The organism is Kocuria sediminis (assembly GCF_009735315.1).
GTDB lineage: Bacteria > Actinomycetota > Actinomycetes > Actinomycetales > Micrococcaceae > Kocuria > Kocuria turfanensis.
This window is the reverse complement of sequence record NZ_WOGU01000006.1, coordinates 1-18794: the sequence shown is the minus strand read 5'-3', so window position 1 is coordinate 18794 and position 18794 is coordinate 1. Positions and strand designations below refer to the sequence as shown.

At 73.8% G+C, this 18794-nt stretch carries 17 protein-coding genes; 7 read left to right on the top strand and 10 right to left on the bottom strand.

The window, feature by feature from the left end; translation table 11 throughout:
* Positions 1 to 57 precede the first annotated feature (57 nt).
* Positions 58 to 1119, bottom strand: a complete 1062-nt coding sequence (locus GMA12_RS08285) for a LacI family DNA-binding transcriptional regulator (RefSeq protein WP_156269027.1) — start codon at positions 1117 to 1119, stop codon at positions 58 to 60.
* Positions 1120 to 1311: 192 nt separating this feature from the next.
* Between GMA12_RS08285 and GMA12_RS08280 the strand changes: the two genes are divergently transcribed.
* The 5 genes from GMA12_RS08280 (at position 1312) to GMA12_RS08260 (ending at position 7848) form a co-directional block, all read left to right on the top strand.
* On the top strand, positions 1312 to 2676 hold the full coding sequence (locus GMA12_RS08280) for an ABC transporter substrate-binding protein (protein ID WP_156269025.1): 1365 nt from the start codon (positions 1312 to 1314) through the stop codon (positions 2674 to 2676).
* Entirely contained in the window at positions 2673 to 3647 is a 975-nt protein-coding gene (locus tag GMA12_RS08275; RefSeq protein ID WP_156269023.1) for a carbohydrate ABC transporter permease, read from the top strand. The genes GMA12_RS08280 and GMA12_RS08275 overlap by 4 nt, the downstream gene beginning before the upstream one ends.
* A 2-nt stretch (positions 3648 to 3649) precedes the next feature.
* On the top strand, positions 3650 to 4474 hold the full coding sequence (locus GMA12_RS08270; RefSeq protein WP_156269021.1) for a carbohydrate ABC transporter permease: 825 nt from the start codon (positions 3650 to 3652) through the stop codon (positions 4472 to 4474).
* Between the two features lie 95 nt (positions 4475 to 4569).
* Positions 4570 to 6255, top strand: a complete 1686-nt coding sequence (locus GMA12_RS08265; protein ID WP_156269019.1) for a glycoside hydrolase family 13 protein — start codon at positions 4570 to 4572, stop codon at positions 6253 to 6255.
* A gap of 117 nt (positions 6256 to 6372) precedes the next feature.
* Complete coding sequence (locus GMA12_RS08260) at positions 6373 to 7848, top strand: selenium-binding protein SBP56-related protein (protein ID WP_156269017.1); 1476 nt, start codon at positions 6373 to 6375, stop codon at positions 7846 to 7848.
* A gap of 38 nt (positions 7849 to 7886) precedes the next feature.
* Here the strand turns inward: GMA12_RS08260 and GMA12_RS08255 are convergent, their stop codons facing one another.
* The 6 genes from GMA12_RS08255 to GMA12_RS08225 form a co-directional block, all read right to left on the bottom strand.
* Positions 7887 to 8180, bottom strand: a complete 294-nt coding sequence (locus GMA12_RS08255) for a hypothetical protein (RefSeq protein ID WP_156269015.1) — start codon at positions 8178 to 8180, stop codon at positions 7887 to 7889.
* 230 nt (positions 8181 to 8410) lie between these two features.
* On the bottom strand, positions 8411 to 9217 hold the full coding sequence (locus GMA12_RS08250) for a TspO-related membrane protein (RefSeq protein ID WP_156269013.1): 807 nt from the start codon (positions 9215 to 9217) through the stop codon (positions 8411 to 8413).
* A 120-nt stretch (positions 9218 to 9337) separates the two neighbouring features.
* Positions 9338 to 10615 (bottom strand): ABC transporter permease, encoded by a 1278-nt coding sequence (locus GMA12_RS08245; protein ID WP_162459637.1) that lies wholly within the window; start codon positions 10613 to 10615, stop codon positions 9338 to 9340.
* A complete protein-coding gene (locus GMA12_RS08240) occupies positions 10612 to 11379 on the bottom strand; it encodes an ABC transporter ATP-binding protein (RefSeq protein WP_156269011.1) in 768 nt (255 codons plus the stop codon). Before GMA12_RS08240 ends, GMA12_RS08245 begins: the two co-directional genes overlap by 4 nt.
* An 889-nt stretch (positions 11380 to 12268) precedes the next feature.
* The gene (locus GMA12_RS08230; RefSeq protein WP_156269009.1) at positions 12269 to 12997 is read right to left on the bottom strand and encodes a YcnI family copper-binding membrane protein; all 729 of its coding nucleotides are present in this window, start codon (positions 12995 to 12997) and stop codon (positions 12269 to 12271) included.
* Positions 12998 to 13093: 96 nt separating this feature from the next.
* Complete coding sequence (locus tag GMA12_RS08225; RefSeq protein ID WP_156269007.1) at positions 13094 to 13720, bottom strand: hypothetical protein; 627 nt, start codon at positions 13718 to 13720, stop codon at positions 13094 to 13096.
* Positions 13721 to 13860: 140 nt separating this feature from the next.
* Here GMA12_RS08225 and GMA12_RS08220 point away from each other — a divergent pair, with 140 nt between their 5' ends.
* Positions 13861 to 14937 (top strand): CopD family protein, encoded by a 1077-nt coding sequence (locus GMA12_RS08220; protein ID WP_156269005.1) that lies wholly within the window; start codon positions 13861 to 13863, stop codon positions 14935 to 14937.
* Positions 14938 to 14953: 16 nt separating this feature from the next.
* Here GMA12_RS08220 and GMA12_RS08215 read toward each other — a convergent pair whose 3' ends face one another.
* From GMA12_RS08215 to GMA12_RS08205, 3 genes are all read right to left on the bottom strand, one after another.
* Positions 14954 to 15379: a DUF7144 family membrane protein gene (locus tag GMA12_RS08215; RefSeq protein WP_206064662.1), complete on the bottom strand. Its 426-nt coding sequence runs from the start codon at positions 15377 to 15379 to the stop codon at positions 14954 to 14956.
* Positions 15380 to 15646: 267 nt separating this feature from the next.
* On the bottom strand, positions 15647 to 15841 hold the full coding sequence (locus GMA12_RS08210; protein WP_156269003.1) for a hypothetical protein: 195 nt from the start codon (positions 15839 to 15841) through the stop codon (positions 15647 to 15649).
* A gap of 368 nt (positions 15842 to 16209) precedes the next feature.
* Positions 16210 to 17820, bottom strand: a complete 1611-nt coding sequence (locus tag GMA12_RS08205; protein ID WP_156269001.1) for a bifunctional NAD(P)/FAD-dependent oxidoreductase/class I SAM-dependent methyltransferase — start codon at positions 17818 to 17820, stop codon at positions 16210 to 16212.
* 92 nt (positions 17821 to 17912) lie between these two features.
* Here GMA12_RS08205 and GMA12_RS08200 point away from each other — a divergent pair, with 92 nt between their 5' ends.
* Positions 17913 to 18470 (top strand): helix-turn-helix domain-containing protein, encoded by a 558-nt coding sequence (locus GMA12_RS08200; RefSeq protein WP_156268999.1) that lies wholly within the window; start codon positions 17913 to 17915, stop codon positions 18468 to 18470.
* Positions 18471 to 18794: the final 324 nt, after the last annotated feature.

Here is an 18794-nt window from a genome sequence, read left to right as displayed (position 1 = left end):
CGGGGGTGTCGGCGGCCGGGGACCTGCCCCGCCCGGGGGTGGGGACCGGGGCGTCGATCAGTGCGCGGGGACCTCCGGCGCAGGACGTGCGGGGCCGGGCTGCGCGTCGCGGGCGGGGGCGGTGGTGCGGCGCACGACGACACGGGTGGGCAGGCGCTGCGCCGGGTCGGGATCCTCCCCGCGCAGCAGGGCCAGCAGCAGGCGAGCGGCCTGCAGTCCCTGGTCCCGGACCGGCTGGCGGACGGTGGTGAGGTCGACCAGCTCCGCCAGGGGGTGGTCGTCGATGCCGATGACGGAGATGTCCTCGGGCACCCGCAGTCCGGCGCGGCGGACGGTGCGCATCGCACCCAGGGCCATCTCGTCGGAGTGGGCCAGCACGGCGGTGGGGAGCTCGCGGACGCTGAGCAGCTTCTCCATGGCCTCGGCGGCCGGCACCCCGCCCCAGTCGGTGGTCACGACGAGCTCCTCGTCGACCGGGACGCCGGCGTGGGCCATGGCCGCGTAGAAGCCCCGCGTCCGCCCCCGGTGGACCGGCTGGTCGGCGCGGTCGGGGTCGACGGCGGTGATCATGGCGATCCGGCGGTGGCCCAGGCGCAGCAGGTGGTCGGTGGCCTGCCGCACGGCGGCGGCGTCGTCGATGGAGACGTAGGGATAGGTGGCGTCCTGGCCGCCCGCGGCGACGATGGTGACGCCCATGAGCTCCAGGCGGCGCCGTTCGTGGTCGGTGACCGGCACCGCGACCACCACGACCGCGTCGACCTTGCGGCGGGCGGGCAGGCGCTCGAAGAACGCGTGGCGCCCCTCGGGATCCCCGACGTGGTACAGCAGCACGTCGTGACCGGCCTCCCGCAGGACCTCCTCGAGGCCGCCGACCATCTCCCCGAAGTACCAGCGGTCCAGATGGGGCACGACCAGGGCGACGCTGCGGGTGGCTCCCGTGGCCAGGCGCGAGGCCTCCGGGGAGGCGACGTACTCCAGGCGCCGGGCGACCTCGGTGACACGTTCCCTGGTGGCCGCGGCCACGCCGTAGGCGCTGTTGAGCGCCCGTGAGGCGGTGGCCAGGGAGACGCCGGCCTCACGGGCCACATCCGCCAGGCCGACGGTTCTGGAGGAGTTCATGGCCTCAGTGTAGATCCTTCGGAAACGCTTTCTAAAAAGTTCCCCGCCATAACCACAGTTGGCGCCCCTCGCTGCAGGTGGTGTATCCAAACCCGCTCCCTCGGGGTTGACACTGTCGCAGTATGAGCTAGATCATATTCGGAAGCGCTTCCGAAACACCGGGGCGTGACACCTTCCGGAGGAGGAAGTTCCATGACCGATCACCTGGTCACCCAGGATCCTGCCCGTCTGGCGCGCACCAGGCTGCGTGCGGTGGGAGTGGGTGCAGCCGCACTGTTCGCCCTGGCGGCCTGCGCCCCTCCCGGCGCCGGCTCTGCCCCGGCGGCCTCCGAGGCGGCCCCCACGGAGGTCTCCACCGACCTGGGCGACGAGCCCGTCGAGCTGACCCTCTACGACGGCGCCGGGCTCAAGGCCAAGGATGAGGCGCTGATCGCCGCGTTCGAGGCGAAGCACCCCAACGTGACGATCACCGGCCGCTACGACCCCGACGACGTGCAGTCCCAGAACGCCCCGCGCGTGCTGGCCTCGGACGATCCGCCGGACATCGCCCGGGTCATCGCCCTGTCCGATGTGGCCGGGGACGGGCTGCTGACCGACCTCGACGCCTACGCCGACGCCTACGGCTGGGACGAGCTCCCGGAGGGCCAGCTGGCCCAGTACCGGGTGGACGAGGACGGGGTGCGCGGCGAGGGCTCCCAGTACACGCTGGCCGACGGCTTCACCGTCACCGGCTTCTACTACAACAAGGACCTGGCCGAGAAGGTCGGGATGAGCGGACCTCCGCAGACCATGGAGGAGCTCGAGGGTCTGCTGGCCGAGGCCGAGGACGCCGGCATCGTGCCGATCATGGCCGGCAACCAGACCGGCCAGGTCATGACCAGCACGCAGATGCTGCTCAACCACGCCCTGGGGGCAGAGTCGCTCAACGAGTGGGTCTTCCACGCCCCGGGGGCCACGATCGACACCCCCGAGGCTGCCGAGGCCCTGACCACGATCCAGGACTGGGCCGAGGCCGGGTACTACCCCGCCGACACCAACGGCACCGACGCCACAGCCGCCCTGGGGCGCTTCGCCGCCGGCGAGGCCCTGTTCTACCCCTCCGGCAACTGGGACGCCGCCGCCCTGGACGAGCAGATGGGCGACAACGTCGGGTTCTTCCTGCCGCCGGCCCCCGAAGGCGGCGAGCAGGCGACGATGTCGGACCCGGCCTCGAACTTCGCCATCCCGGCCGGCTCCGACGCCAAGGACGCCGCCGCCGCGTTCCTGGACTTCCTGCGCTCCGAGGAGGCCCGCCAGATCGTCGCCGACGCCGGGTTCGCGCCCTCCGGGGAGGGCGAGGTCCCGACCACCGAGCAGGGCTCCGTCAGGGCCCAGATCCAGGACGCCTTCGCGCAGCTGGTGGAGGCCGACGGGCAGGTGCAGTTCGTGCAGAACGCCACGAACGGGCTGACCACCACCTGGAACTCCGAGGCCCAGCGCCTCGTCGACGGGGCCACCACCCCGGAGGACATGCTGGACGCGGTCCAGGCCAAGTACGAGGACGAGCTGGGCCGATGAGCACCCTCGACGGCTCCGGCGGCCCCGTGCAGGGCCTGACCCGCACCGCCCCCGCCCCGGCGCCGGCCGGGAAGGACCGGGGCCCCGAGCGGGTGCCCCGCCCCCGGCGGCGAAGGAGGAACTGGGGTGGATGGCTGTTCGCGGCCCCGGCGGCCCTGATGTACGCGGTGTTCGTGCTGCGCCCCCTGGCCGCCTCGATCCAGTACTCCTTCTACGACTGGGACGGCATCACCGTGGCCACCTTCGTGGGCCTGGAGAACTACGTGCGGGTCTTCACCGACCCGCAGCTGCTGTCCTCGATCTGGCACGCGTTCTTCCTGATCATCTTCTTCACCGTCATCCCGGTCACGGTGGCGCTGCTGGTGGCCGGGATGATCCGGGAGCTGCGGAGCAAGGGGCTGGGCAGGCTGGCCCAGACCCTGCTGTTCATCCCCTACGTCATCCCGGCCGCCGCCGCGGCCATCGCCTGGAGCTGGATGTACGCCACCTCGGGTGCGGTGAACCAGCTGCTGTCCGCCATCGGGCTCGAGTCCGTGACCCGCGCCTGGTTCGGCGACCCGGCCTGGGCGCTGCCGGCGGTCGGCCTGATCGGGACCTGGATCAACCTCGGCTTCTGCACCATCCTGCTGATGTCCGGCATCGGCAAGATCGACGTCTCCCTCTACGAGGCGGCCACGCTCGACGGCGCCGGGTTCTTCCAGACCTTCCGGGCGATCACCCTGCCCGGGCTGCGCCAGGAGATCGGGGTGTGCGTGACCATCACCGTCATTGCCGCTCTGGCCAGCTTCGACATCGTGTTCATGGCCACCCAGGGCGGGCCCGGGTACTCCACCATGGTGCCCGGTGTGCAGGTGTACCAGCTCGGCTTCACCGAGTCCCGCATCGGCCTCGCCTCCGCCCTGGCCCTGGTGCTCAGCGCGCTCGTGCTGGCCGTGATCCTGCCCCTCCAACGACTGTTCCGGGAGAAGTGACCATGCGTACCCCCACGAGCACCCGGATCCCCGGGGTCGCGCTGCTGCTGCTGGCGATGGCCTTCTCGATCTTCCCGCTGCTGAGCATGCTCAGCACCGCGCTGCAGCCCCAGGGCTCCGTGCCACTGGGCCTGAGCTGGCCCAGCGACCCGCAGTGGCACAACTTCGTCGACGCCTGGCACGTCGCCGACATCACCACCCTGGCCGGCTCCAGCTTCCTGCTCGTGCTCGGCGTGGTGCCCCTCGGGGTGCTGCTGGCCACCATGGCCGGCTACGCCCTGGGACAGCTGCGCGTCCCCGGCGGGTCGATCCTCTTCGTGCTGCTGCTGCTGGGGCTGACCCTGCCCTTCGAGGTCACCATCGTCCCGCTGTACTACCAGATCCAGGAGATGGGCCTGCTCAACACCCGTCTGGGGCTGATCCTGCCGCTGATCGGGCTGAACATGCCCTTCGCCGTGTTCTGGATGCGCGCCCACTTCCTCAACGCACCCGCCGAGCTCTCCGAGGCCGCCAGCATGGACGGGGCCGGCGCCTGGCAGTCCTTCCGCGCCGTCCACCTGCCCCTGGCCCTGCCGTCCATCGCCTCCCTGGGGCTGCTGATGTTCATCTCCACCTGGAACCAGTTCCTGCTGGCCATCGTGCTGATGGACGACCCGGCCAAGCGCACCATGGCCGGTGCCCTGCAGAACTTCGTGGGCCAGTACTCCACCGACGTGGTCCTGCTCAACGCCGGGTCCCTGCTGATCATGGCCCCCATGATCCTGGTGTTCCTCTTCTTCCAGCGCCACATCGTCAAGGCCATGCTCGCCGGCTCGGTCAAGGGCTGAGCCCACGCCGCGGATCGCCGGCGCCCACCGCGGCCGGCCTGCTCCTGCACCTCCCCACCGCTGCCCTGCCACTCTCTTCCACGGACGGAGTCCTCATGCCCTCTTCCCCCTTCCCCGCCCCGCTCCCGGCCGCCCCTGATCCGGACTGGTGGCGAACCGCGGTGGTCTACCAGGTCTATCCCCGCTCCTTCGCCGACTCCGACGGCGACGGTCTCGGGGACCTGGGCGGGCTGCTCTCCCGCCTGCCCTACCTCGCCGAGCTGGGCGTGGACGCGATCTGGCTCAGCCCCTTCTACCCCTCCCCGCTGGCCGACGGCGGCTACGACATCAGCGACTACCGCGACGTCGACCCACGGCTGGGCACCCTCGACGACTTCGACCGGGTGGTGACCGGCGCCCACGGGGCGGGCATCAGGATCATCGTCGACATCGTCCCCAACCACACCTCCGACCAGCACCCCTGGTTCCAGGAGGCCCTCGCCGCACCGGCGGGCTCCCCCGCCCGCGAACGCTACATCTTCCGGGACGGCACCGGCGACGACGGAGCCCGCCCACCCGCGAACTGGGTCTCGCACTTCGGCGGGCCCGCCTGGAAGCGGGTGGACGACGGCCAGTGGTACTGCCACCTGTTCGCCAAGGAGCAGCCGGACCTGAACTGGGACCATCCCGAGGTGCGCCAGTACTTCAAGGACACCCTGCGGTTCTGGGCCGACCGCGGGGTGGACGGGTTCCGCATCGACGTGGCCCACTCCCTGGCCAAGGACCTCTCCCACCCGCTGCGCGATCAGCCCACCCTGGACCGCATGCTCCCGCTGGACGGCACCGACCCGCTCTACGACCGCGAGGAGGTGCACACCATCTACCAGGAGTGGCGCGAGGTCTTCGACGAGTACGACCCCCCGCGGATGGCGGTGGCCGAGACGTGGCACCCGGCCAACGAGCGGACCTGGCTCTACGCCCGCCCGACGGAGCTCGGTCAGGTCTTCGACTTCTCCCTGCTGAAGTCCCGCTGGGACCGGGACCAGTTCGTGGCCGTGATCGACCAGGCCTTCGCCGGCCACGCGGGGGCGGGCGGCGGCCTCACCTGGGTGCTGTCCAACCACGACGTCCCCCGCCACGCCTCGCGGCTGGCCCTGCCGGAGGACACCGACCCGGACGCGTGGCTGCTCGCCGACGGCCGCCACCCGGCGCTCGACCCTCGGCTGGGCCTGGACCGGGCGCGGGCGGCCACCCTGATGATGCTGGCCCTGCCCGGCTCGCCCTACCTGTACCAGGGCGAGGAGCTCGGCCTGCCCGAGGTGCCCGACATCCCCCACGAGCTCCTGCAGGATCCCGTCTGGCACCGCACCGGCCACACGCTCAAGGGCCGCGACGGCGCCCGCGTCCCCCTGCCCTGGACCCGCGCCGGGGACTCCTTCGGCTTCGGCGAGGGCGGCGCGTGGCTGCCCCAGCCGGAGCACTTCGGAGAGCTGTCGGTCGAGGCCCAGGACGGGGTGGACGGCTCGACCCTCGAGCTGTACCGGCGTGCCCTGCGGATCCGCCGGGCCCACCCCGGGCTGGCCACCACCGACTTCGCCTGGGCCGAGGCCCCGTCCGGGTGCCTGGCCTACGACCGCGGCGCCGGCTTCCGCTGCCTGGTCAACCTCTCCGGCGCCGAGGTCCCGCTGCCCGCCGACGCTCGGGTGCTGCTGGCCAGCAGCCCGCTCGGCGACGGACACCTGCCGCCCGACCGCACCGTGTGGCTGGCCGTCGGAGCCGGTGCCCGGAAGGGCGACGTGTGACCTGGCCTACTCGCCGGCGGGGTGGGAGACTGGAGCCGTGCCGGCCGCCCCTCCTCGGGAGCCCCGGGACGGAGCACCCGGCATCCACCCGCCCGTTCCCCCAGCATGGGAAGTCCGATGAACTCCTCCGGCCACCACCACCACTCCACCGGGCCCGGCGACGGTGACGGCACCGACGCCACGTCCGCGGCCACCGACCCCACGTTCTACCGCTCCCCGGCCCAGGCCATCGCGGCCCCGCGGGAGACACTGGCCTATGTGGTCGCCTTCGACCGCACCGCGCAGCGCCCCGACGCGCTGACCGTCGTCGACCTCGACCCGGACTCTGACTCCTACGGGACCGTGGTCGGCTGGGAGGACATGCCCGGCACCGGGGACGAGCTGCACCACTTCGGGTGGAACGCCTGCAGCAGCGCCTTTATGCACGAGGGCCACGACATGAGCGGCCTGTCCCGCCGGTACCTGCTGCTGCCCGGGCTGCGGTCCTCCGACGTGCACGTCGCCGACACCCATCCCGATCCGCGGAACCCGCGGGTGGTCAAGACGATCACCGCCGAGGAGCTGGCCGAGAAGGCCGGCTACTCCCGCCCGCACACCCTGCACTGCGGCCCCGACGGGGTGTACCTCTCGTGCCTGGGCGCCGCGTCCGGGGACGGCGGCCCCGGCGGCATCGCGGTGCTCGACCACAGCACCTTCGACGTGATCGGCAAGTGGGAGACCGACCGCGGCCCCCAGCACCTGGCCTACGACGCGTGGTGGCACCTGATGCACAACACCCTCGTCACCAGCGAGTGGGGCACCCCGGCCATGGTGGAGAACGGCATCGTCGGCGAGCAGCTCCTCAACCAGGAGTACGGCCACGCCCTGCACTTCTGGGACCTCGCCGCCGGCAAGCACCTGCAGCGGGTGGAGCTGGGGCCCGAGCACCAGATGGCCCTCGAGCTGCGTCCGGCCCACGACCCGGAGGCGACCTGGGGGCTGGTGGACGCGGTGATCTCCACCGAGGACCTCTCGGCCTCGATCTTCCACTGGCACCGCACCGCGACCGGGGAGTGGGCCGCGGAGAAGGTCATCTCCATTCCGGCCGAACCGCTCGACGCGGACCGGCTGCCGGAGTTCCTGCGCCCCTTCGGCGCGGTGCCGCCGCTGGTCACCGACATCTCGCTGTCCGTGGACGACCGCTGGCTCTACGTCTCCTGCTGGGGCACCGGGGAGCTGAAGCAGTACGACGTCTCCGACCCGGCCCATCCGCGGGAGACCGGATCGGTGCGCCTGGGCGGGATCGGGGACCGCGCCGCACACCCCTCCGCCCCGGACACGTGGCTCGGCGGCGGCCCGCAGATGGTGGAGACCAGCCGCGACGGCACCCGGGTCTACGTGACCAACTCCCTCTACGGGGCCTGGGACGACCAGCTCTACCCCCACGGGATCGGGGCGTGGATGGCCAAGATCGACGCCGACACCGACACCGGCGGCCTGTCGATCGACGAGGAGTTCTTCCTCACCCAGGAGGACTTCCGCGGCCTGCGCGTCCACCAGATCCGGCTGGAGGGCGGGGACGCCTCCTCGGATTCCTACTGCTACCGCACCTGACCCCCGCGCTCACACCGCAGCGGCGCCCGGGGCGGCGGTCACCGCAGGCGGGTCTCGGCGGAGAGCCGGATCCGGCCCCACAGCTGATCGCTGCAGGGTGCGGGCATCAGCCCCAGGTGGGCGGTGAGCTCGTTGGCGGCCCGGGCCAGGGCGTCGCGCTCCTCGGCCGGCAGCGTCAGGGCGCTGTGGACGTAGGCCTCGACCTCGTGCTCCCCGACCGTGCCACCGGCGCGCACGGACCGGGACCAGACGTCCCGTGGCAGCAGCCCGGCCTGTCGGAGCAGCCTGCCCAGCCGGTAGGCCTGGACCATGGCCACGATGTCCTCTTCCATGCGGGTCCTTCCCGGGGTCCGGCACGACCCGGTGCGGGGTGCCGGTCGGTGACGGCAGGCCGCCTGCTCGACCTCACCAGAAGTCTGCGCCGGGCCCGGTCCCGGCTCAACTCGGTGACGCCTCGTGGCGAGGACGCTGAGCCCGCCGGGCTCCCGCCTGCGGGGCGGGGACGGCGGGCCCGTTGCGGGTCGCGCAGTCCGCGGAGCACGGTGCGGCCGTCTCAGCAGGGTCACCGGTCTGCAGCTGCTGACGCCGCCGGGCCCGCGGCCCCCGCCCCGGGTGCACGTCCTCCCCGGCTCCGGGGTGTCCGGCGCCTCCGGGCGCCGAGCACCCCGGCCGCCGCCACGGCGGCTCCGGCCAGCAGGGCCGCCGTGCCCGGCACCGGGTTCTGGGGCAGCACCCGCACCGCGACCCCGGCCAGCCCCCAGGTCACGGCCGCGGCACAGGACAGGGAGACCGGCCGCCACCACGCCAGCGCGGCACCGGCGGCGCCCGCGGCGGCCAGCGCCGCCGCGGCCCAGGCCGCAGCACCCGGCCACGGGGCGCTGATCCCGGAGGCGATCAGGGCCTCGCCGCCGCCGGCCACCGTCGCCACCGTGATCCAGCCGCTGAACAGGCCCAGCGGGACCCGCACCAGCCACCGGTCACGCACCGAGGCGGCCTCGGCCGGGTCCGTCGGCGCCGCCCGGGTGCAGGCCACCACGGCAGCGGCGGCCGTCACCGCGATCAGGGGCAGCTGCAGGGCCGGGAGGTCCTGGGCCCACACCCAGAGCCCGGACAGGCCCACCGCGCACGCCGTGGGCCAGCCGGTGCGGCGCAGGACCGGGTCCCGGCGCCGGGCCGGCAACGCCTGGTGGACGGCGTGGCCGAAGAGCCCGGCGTAGATGGGCCCCCAGATCACGAAGGCGTAGTTGGCCGGCACCACCGGGCTGGGGCCGGCGGCGGCGTCCCCGTAGTCCCCGGAGACCCCGAGGACGAAGCCCCCGCCCACCGCCGCGGCCACGGTGACCTGGCGCAGCACATCACGGTCGACCATGGCTCATCTGCTCTCCTCGGGCCTGTCTCCATGATGACGCGCCGCACGGCAGCAGAACAGCCCGCGTTCCCGCGGTGAGGAGTCCGGGCCGGGACGGTGCGGGTCAGGCGGTGGGTGCGGTCATTCGTGGCGCAGGGCGGTGATGGGGTCCTTGCCCGCGGCCCGGACGGCCGGGATCGTGCCCGCCGCGAAGGCGATCGCGAGCACGGCCACGGCGATCAGTGCGATCTCCGGGGCCCGGAAGGCGAACAGGGACAGCCCCGGCAGCCCCGCCAGGAACTCCTCGGCCAGCCACCGGGCCACCCAGGACCCGGCCACCACCCCGGTGGTCACGCCGAGGACCGCGCCGAGGAGGCCGATGAACACCGCCTCCAGGGTGAACAGCCCGAAGACCTTCGTCCCGCTGGTGCCCAGGGCCTTCATCAGCCCGATCTCGCGGGTGCGCTCCTGCACGGACATCAGCAGCGTGTTGACGATGCCCAGGCTCGCCGCCAGCAGGGCGATCACCGCGCACGTGTTGAGGATCCAGATCACGGCGTCGATCACGGTGCGGAACATCCCCAGCTGGTCCTCGACCGTGGAGGCGACCATGCCGGCCTCCTCCAGCCGCTCCTGCACCGCGGGAGCCTGCGCGGGATCGTCCATGACGGCCCGCGCCATGATGTAGGTGGCCGCCACCTCCTCCGGGCCTCCGCTGACCTGGTAGGCGTAGAGACGTTCGTTGAAGGAGGTCGAGGGCAGCGGGTTCATCGCGACCCCCGCCAGGCTGGCCTGGGTCACCCCCGAGACCGTGGCCTCGAACGTCTGCTCCGTCCCGGCCGTGTTCGTCATGACCACCTCGAGGACCTCCCCGACCGCGTCCTCCGCCGAGGTGAAGCCGAGGTCGGCGACCCAGCTGTCGGGGATGGCGAGCTCGTCCGCGCCGTCCGCGGCCGTGGCTCCGGCGACCACCTGCAGGCCCTCGCCGTCGACCGGGATGCCGAGGGCCAGCTGGAACCTCGCCCCGTCGGCGCGCAGATAGGTGGGGACCACGTTGTAGACCGGGTGCACCGAGGCCACTCCCCGGGTGTCCTCGACGACGGTGATGTCCTCCTCCGACAGACCCGCGAAGGACACGCCGAACCCGGTGGCGACCTGGGTGTCCGCAGGGTCGTAGGAGCGTGGGCCCGTGCCCGTCGACAGCTCCAGCAGCGGCTGGGACTTCTGCACGTACAGCGCGTCCGTGTCGCCGAAGGCGGCCACGGTCTCGTCGATGTAGCGGTTCACCCCGGTGCCCATGCCGGAGGTCAGCGTCAGGGTCAGCGCGCCGATGAAGACCGCCACCACGGTCAGCACGGTGCGGATCCGGCCCCGGAAGGTGCTGGCCACGGCCGAACCGACCATGTCGGTCCACGTCACCGGGCGCCTCCGGAGGCCCCGAGGACGACCTCGTCCCGATCGGCCGGAACGACGGCGTCGAGCGGGTCCGCCGGTGCGGGGGCCGGAAGGTCCACGATCAGCCCGTCGCGCAGGTGCACCTGGCGGTCGCAGCGTGCGGCCAGCTCAGCGTCGTGGGTGACGACCACCGCCGTGATGCCCCGCTCCTGGTTGAGCTCGAAGAGGATGTCCTGGACCACCGCCCCGGTGGCCGAGTCGAGGTTGCCCGTCGGCTCGTCGGCGAAGATCACGGACGGGTCGTTGACCAGCGCCCGGGCGATCGCCACCCGCTGCTTCTGGCCCCCGGACAGGTCGGTGGCCCGGGCCCCGGCCTTCTCCGCCATCTCCAGCCGCTCCAGCACCGCCAGGCCGCGGCGGCGGCGCTCCGCACGGCCCACCCCGGCGATCTTCAGGGGCAGCACCACGTTCTCCAGCACCGTCTGCCCCGGGGTGAGGAAGAACTGCTGGAAGACGAACCCGAACATCGAGTTGCGCAGTGCGTTGAGCTCCCGGGCCGAGAGGGACCCGGCGTCCTGGCCCCGCACCGCCACCGACCCGGAGGTCGGCGCGTCCAGCAGGGCCAGCAGGTGCATCAGGGTGGACTTGCCCGACCCGGACTTGCCCACGATCGCCACGGACTCCCCCGCCTCGATCGCCAGGCTCACCGAGCGGAGAGCCGTGAAGGCGTTGGCACCGTGGCCGTAGGTCTTCACCAGGTCCTCGGTCTGCAGCACCGCAGGAATCATCCGGGGCGTCCTTCCCATGTCCGCGCAACCACCCGTGGCCATCCCGGGGACAAGATCAGGGGCAACCGGTGCGGGACGGCGTCACACACCCACTTCATCATGTGCGAAGGCACACGAAGAGGGGAAACCGGCGAATGTCCCCACAAGGGAGGCCCATCGCGCCGGCCCGGCGCTGTCCCGCGGGCCGGTCCCGGCCGGGCCGCAGCCGGGCCGCGGTTGCGCGGCGCAGGCCGCCTCACCGGGCCGCCCGGCAGCGCACGCCTCGCCGGCCCGGGACCGGGCATCGGGCGCCGGCGCGCCCGGTCCACCCCGCCCACGGCTCCGCGACGGCCACCGAGGTCCCCCGCCCCCGGGACGCGGGCACGGCAGCGCATGGCCGGGTTTCGGCACGTCCCGGGGACGCCGCGCTGCCGCTGCCCGGCGCGGGGCTCGGCGCGGGAGTCGGCGCGGGAGTCGGCGCGGGAGTCGGCGCGGGACTCGGCGGCGGCACCGAGCATGTCTGCTCGTACGCCGGTTCGGAGCCGGAGTGCGCCCGGCCCGGACCGGCCACGGTCGAGGAAGCGGACGCGCCCGGGCGTCCCGGGCACGTGAGCCCCCCCAGGGCGGTCCGGAGCCGTCAGCGCCCGGTCGGCGCGCCGTGCGCGGTGCTGCGGCACACCTCGGCCCACGGTGTGGCCTCGAGGCCGGAGTGCCGGCGGGCGGCTGCGTCGTCGAGCACGTATGGCCGGTTCCACTGACAGGCCGGAGCGCGTCACTCCCGCAGCACGGGGACAACCGGGGAGATGCCGGCCAGCGCGGGACCGCGGTGCCGCACCGGTCCCGGCACGGACGACACCCCTGCGGGGCGCTCCCGCAGGGGTGTCGTCCGGCAGGCTTCGCCGGGTGCGGGTCAGCCGCGGCGGCGGGTGCGCACCAGGGCGACGACCCCGGCGAGCAGCCCCAGCAGCCCGGCGACCAGCCCGGCCCAGCCCAGCCCCGTGCCGGTGGACACCTGGGTGGAGGCCTCCTCGGCCGCGGCGGCGGCCTCGGTGCTGTCGTCGGTGGCGTGCCCGTGGCCGTCGGCCTCGGCGGCGGTGGTGGTCAGGGACGGGGCCGGGTGCTCGGGCTCGGCCTCCCCCTCGGCCGTGGGCTGGTCCCAGGCCACGGACCGGCCGTCGGTGTAGGACTGGGTCACCGGCAGCAGCAGGGTGGTCCCCTCCTCGGGGAGCGGGCCGACCGAGATGGTGAAGGTCTGGAACTCGCCCGGCGCGATCGCGTGCTCCTCGTCCGCCGTCCAGGTGATGGTGGCGGCCGCCTCGGAGATGGCACCCTCCCCGACCTGGACCGGTTCCGGCAGCTGCTCCTCGGTGATCTCGGTGCTCCAGCCCTCCACGGGCTTGACCCGCACCGAGGCGAACGGGGTGTCCTCGGGCAGGGTGAGCTCCAGCTTGTTCGTGGAGGCGGTGTCGGACTCGTTGGGCACCGAGAAGGTGACCTGGGCGTAGCCCTCTGCGGCGGTGGAGGTCGAGGTCGCCGAGACGTGGGCGGCGGCGGGGGACAGCCCCAGCGCCGTCAGCCCCGCGGCGACGGCCAGGACGGACGTGCTCGTGATCAGGCGCGGGGCAATGGTGTTCGTCATGAGAGTGGGCCTTTCGTTCGCGCCGCCGGAGCCCGGCGGCGCGGGAGGAGTCGTGGGGTCAACCGCAGGCGGGCGCCCGGGAGCACCCCGCCGGGGTCATCCCCAGCAGGTTCTCCTCGGCGCCCACAGGGCGGGCGGCCCGCGCACCCGGTCCCGCCGCAGGCCCCGCCACCTCACCCTGGGGCGCTGCGCCGGGGGCAGGTCCCCCTGCCGGAACCCCAGGGGCAGGCGGGGCGGGCGGGGTCCGGCGACCAGGGGCCGCAACCAGGCGAGCGCCCACTCCAGGGCGTTGTCCGCCGTCGAGATCACCACGGCGGTGAGCAGCACCGCCGCCACGTGGCCGGCCAGCATGGCCACCCCCGTCCCGTCCAGGCCGTGGTGTCCCGCTCCGGAAGCGGTCCCGGGCAGGCACGACGGGCCGGGTGCGGGGGGCAGGTGGTGGCCGTGGCCACCGGCAGGGCAGTCCGCGGGGATCGACCAGGCGGTGAAGATCTCGTGCAGCCCGAGTTGGGTGGCCCCCAGGAGCGCGAGCACGCGGGGCAGGCGCAGCGTCCGCCGGGCCACCCGGGCCACGGGGCCCAGGAGGCCCGCGCCCAGTCCCAGCATCGGCAGGGCAGGGGGAGGAGCGCCGCCGGCCGCGAGGTGTCCGGCGGCGGCCAGGGAGAGGACGACGGCGGTGATCAGCAGCGCCCGGAGCCGGCACGCTGCCGCGCGCCGGCTCATCGGCTGTCTCCCACTGCTGCCCCCTGCCCTGGGCCGGCACACCGCTCGGGCCCCTGGTCCGGAAACCTACCAGGGGTGAGGCCGCGGCGGAAAACCGGTGCGGCGTCCTCGCGCGCGTCCGGCCGACTAGGGTTCGACCCATGCAGTCGACCAGGGCGGGCCGGGCCACACCGGGTCCGCACAGCGAGGAGCGGAGGGCCTGCCGGGCGGTCCTGGCGGTCCTCGCCGCCCTGACCGCGATGCTGCTGATGCTCCTGGCCGTCCCGGCCGCCGTGGCCCACACGGAGCTGCCGGCCACCGGGCACGTCACCCCGTCGGCCGCTCACGGGGGTCTGGTGGCCCACCACGCCGCCCAGACGCTGGTCTATCTGGGGATCTTCGCCGCGGCCGGTCTGGCCGTCTTCGACCTCCTGCTGCTCGCCGCCCCGCCCGGCACGGCGCCGGGCGGCCGACGCCGGGTCCGCGCCCTGGCCGGCCTCGGGGCCGCCGCGGCGGTGGCCGGGGCCGTGGCCTCCGTCCCGGCCACGGCGATGTGGCAGAGCGGAGCCGCCCTGACTGCCCTGGCCGACCCGGTCCTGTGGCGGACCGCGCTCGGCTCCGACGCCGCGGTGGCCGCGGGCATGACCGTCGCCGGCACGGTCGTGGCCGTGGGCGCCCTCCCCCGGGCTGCGGGCGACCGGGCGTCTCCGGCCGGCCGGCTGGCACTGGGCGGGGTGGCCGTGGCCGTGGCCTCGCTGGTGGTCGTGGGCCACAGCCGCGCCGTCCAGCCGAGCTGGCTGGTGGTCACCGCCGATGCGGTGCACGTGGCCGCAGGCGTCGTCTGGATCGGCGGGATCCTGGGGCTGCTCGCCGTGCTGGGGCGGGCCCGGGACCTCCCGGTCCGCCAGGCGACGGCGACGCTGGTGCGGTTCTCCTCCGTGGCCGCCGGGTCGGTGCTGGCCCTCACGGTGGCCGGTGTGATCCTGGGGTGGCGGATCCTGGGTGGCGTCGAGGACCTGGTGTCCACCCGCTACGGCTGGCTGCTGCTGCTCAAGGTCCTGGTCGTCGCCGGCGTGGTCGGCGTCGCCGCCTGGAACCGCTACGTGCTCCTCCCCCGGCTGCGCGCCCGCCCCGACCGGGCGGCGCGGGACGATCTGCGCTCCGCGCTGCACAGCGAAGGGGCCCTGCTGCTGTTCGTCCTGGTGCTCACCGGAGTGCTCAGCTCCCTCAGCCCCTGACGGCCCGAGGCGCTGCTCAGGAGCGGGTGAGGTCCCGCCTGCGCGTGGTGACCGCCCAGATCACGAAGGCGTCGAAGGCGATGACCACGATGTTCCACAGCGGATAGAAAGGCATCCACAGGAAGCTCACGACGATGCTCAGACCGGCGAGGACGACCGCGAGCGTGTGCGCCCACAGGGCTCCCTGGATCAGGGCGAAGCCGGTCACGGCGAGGACGGCGCCGGCGATGAGGTGGGTCCAGCCCCACCCGGTCATGTCGAAGGTGAAGATGTACTCCTCGCCGTACACGTAGAACTCGTCGTTGAACAGCGCCACGAGGCCCTGGAACGCGTGCAGGACCCCGACCAGGACCATGAAGATGCCGGCTGCGGCCGTCCCGACCCTCGCGCCGCCGCTGTGGTCCCGTCGGCCGGTGTCCTGGTCGAATGTGGTGGTCGCCATGACTGCTCCCTCCGGTAGGTGTCCCGCAGGCTCCCCGCGGGACGGGTTGACCATCGACACCACGGTCCGCCTCCGACCACCGGGCGGCATCACCCGATCCAGGTGAATCCGTGCCGGGTGGGTCCGTACCGGGTGGATCCCTGCCGGATGGTCCCAGCCCGGTGATGGCGACGGCCCGGAGGGCACCCCGCCGTCCTGCCGGCTCCGCCCGGCCGACGCCCCGTCCTGCCGGTGACGGCTCCAGGACCCCGCCCACAGGAGAGAGGCTCAGAGGAGTCCGAGGACAGCGCCACCGGTCACGAGGAGACCGGCCGCGAACATCGCCGCGGCGACCATGATCAGGCCCAGCACCGCCATCGCGGTGAGCCGCTGGAAGCGGACCATGTCCATCTCGGTGGCGCGGGCGAGGAGGACGACGAGCAACAGGGCCGCCGTCAGCAGGAGCATCCCGGCGAAGACCATGTCCCTGTGCTCCTTTCCGCGCCCCGGCCGCACGGGTCCGGCGGCCCGGGCGCTGCTCCCCCGACGAGGCACCGTGGGCAGCGCGTCCCGTGCCGACCACGCCTCCGGGCGTTCCGGCTCTCTCCCCAGGTCCCCCGCCGGCCGTCGTCCCCACCCGTCGTCGGCCCTGTCCTCCCTACCTGAGCACCCCGGGCGTGCGGTTCTCAACTGTGCATGCAAAAGCGTGTTCACCGACGGACACAGAGAAACGCGCAGGTCACGGCGCCGGCAGGTCCCGCGGCCGGCCGGTGCGGTGCTGCGCGCGGACCTCGGGAGGCAGGTGTGCGGGGCACGACGACGCGCTCGCGCTCCGCTCGCTCCGCCCTGTGTCAGCGGCGCCGCCCAGCCGAGCCCGCGGCGGCATCCGCCGCGAGGTGCTGGTGGTGCTGGAGAAGCACGACCGAGTCGTCGATGCTCGCCGGGTGGCCCTGCGGGTCCGCGATCCGCCGGGGGCGGGTCTCGGCGACGCGGACCGTCCACTGCGCGGGGTCGAGGTCCAGTTCCTCGACCTCCTCGGCGGGCGTGCGGAACCGCGGCTCGTGCGCCGGTGGCAGGTCCGCCCAGGCCGGAGCGGAGGCGTGGCCGGTGATCAGCAGGTGCCCGCCCGGCGCGACGTGGCGTGCCGCGGCCCGCAGGATCTCGGTGCGGGGCAGGGCGACCGGTGAGTGCAGGAAGCTGGCCGTGACGAGGTCGTACCGGTCGTCCTCGTCCAGGGTCGAGAGGTCGGCGGCGACGAACGAGATCCGGTCGGCGGGGATCCCCGCCGATCGGGCGGCCTCGGTGGCCCGCCGGATCGCGGTGCCGGAGATGTCGATGCCGGTGGCCGTCCAGCCGTGCTGGGCGAGCCAGATCGCGTCCGCGCCCTCGCCGCACCCCAGGTCCAGGGCGCGCCCCGGCACCAGGTCCGCGGCGATCTCGGCGAGGACCTGGTTGACGCGCCCCGACCACATCCGCTCGGCGGAGGTGTAGCGGTGCTCCCAGTACTCGCTCGGGGCCGGCCCCGCCGCGTGATCCTGGGCGGCGGCGCGGTCGAAGTCCTCGGCGACCAGGGCCGCGTTCACGGCTCCGCCGGTGAGGGCGCCCGCGCCGATGGACATGGGCACGGTCAGGCCGGCGCTGGTGACGTTGCCGGCCGCCCAGATGCGGTCGTTGCTGGTCCTGCCCGTCCCGTCCACGGCCAGGAACCGGCCCATCGGCGTGTCCGTCGTGGCGAGGCCGAGATGGTCGAGGAACGCGGTGTGCGGCCGCGGGGTGCCGGCCGTGAAGAGGGCGTCGACCGCGGTCAGCGCGCCGTCCGCGGTGCGCACCGCGTCGATGCCCTCGGAGGCGCCGAGGACCTCGACGACCGGGGAGGCGACGAGGTCGATGCCCCGGGATCGGAGCCGGAGCTCGGCCGCGGCGTCCAGGGGCCCGAGCCCCGCCGTGAACACGGTCACCGTGTCGCTCCACTGCCGGACGAGCTGGGCCTGGTGCAGACCCAGCGGTGAGGTCGTGAGCACACCGAGTCGCTGATCGGCGACCTCCCAGCCGTGGCAGTAGGGGCAGTGCAGCACGGTGCGGCCCCACCGCTCCGCCAGCCCCGGGATCCCCGGCAGCTCGTCGGTCATCCCGGTCGCCACGATCACCGTCCGCGCCTGCACCGGCTCACCCTCGTGCAGCGTCACCTCGACCCCGGCCCCGGACGGATCCACCCGCTCCACCGTTCCGCGGGTGATCCGCACCCCGTAGGCGGAGACCTCGGCCCGCCCGCGCTGGAGCAGCTCGGCCGGCGGCACTCCCTCCTGGCCGAGCACCCCGTGCATGTGCCCCGCGAACCGATTGCGGGGACTCCCCGCGTCGACCACCAGCGTGCGCCGGCGCGCCCGCCCCAGGAGCAGGGCGGCGCTCAGCCCCGCTGCCCCGCCACCGATCACCACGACGTCCCACTGCATGTTGTCCATGGACCGAGTCTGCGGGGCAGGCGCAAACTGTGGCAAACTTTCTTGCAGAATTGGCAAACCGGGAGCGAGCCGGCAGGACGTGAGGGGACGGGATGAGCGGGGAGCTGGACCAGGTGGGGCCACGGCTGCGGGCGGCACGCCGTGCCCGCGGCCTGACCCTGGAGGAGCTGGCCGCGCGGGCCGGCATGTCCACGAGCACGCTGTCGAGGCTGGAGTCGGGCAAGCGCCAGGCCTCGCTGGAGCTGCTGGTGCCCCTGACCCGGCAGCTGGGGATCCGCATCGACGACCTCCTGCAGCCCGAGGCCCGTGATCCCCGGGTGCGCCGCCCGGTCGTTCGTCGGGACGGACTCACCATCGCCCCGCTCACCCCCGAAGGGGCGGCCGTCCACACCTACAAGATCACCTACCCGCCCGTCGACACGCTGCCGGAGCTGCGGGTGCACGACGGGTACGAGTGGCTCTACGTGCTCACGGGCAGGCTCCGGCTCCGGCTGGGCGAGCAGGACCTGGTCCTCACCCGCGGCGAGGCAGCCGAGTTCGACACCCACGTGCCGCATGCCATGAGCGCCGCGGGCGGACATCCCGCGCAGGTGCTGAGCATCTTCAACGGGGACGGTGTCCGCATGCACACCCACCTGGCCCAGGAATGACAGCCCAGCCGTGACAGTGCAGCCATGACAGCACCGCCATGACGGTGCTGAGGCACGGCCGGAGCCGCCCGTCGGGCCCCCCGTGCGGGGTGCCCGGTGGGCGGCTCCGGTGGTCCGCGCCCGGCGGTCTACGCCCGGTGCCTCCGGCGCGGGTGGCCGCGGGGCGGGGTCCGGGGTGCTCAGTCGCGCTGCTGCTGGGCGGTTTCGGCGGCGGTGAGGATGCCGGCGGCCTCGGGGTGGGTGGCGGCGTAGTCCTGGTGCACCTCCTGCACGTGCAGGTCGGTGCCCTGGATGTCCTTGGGGACCATCGAGACGGCGATGAAG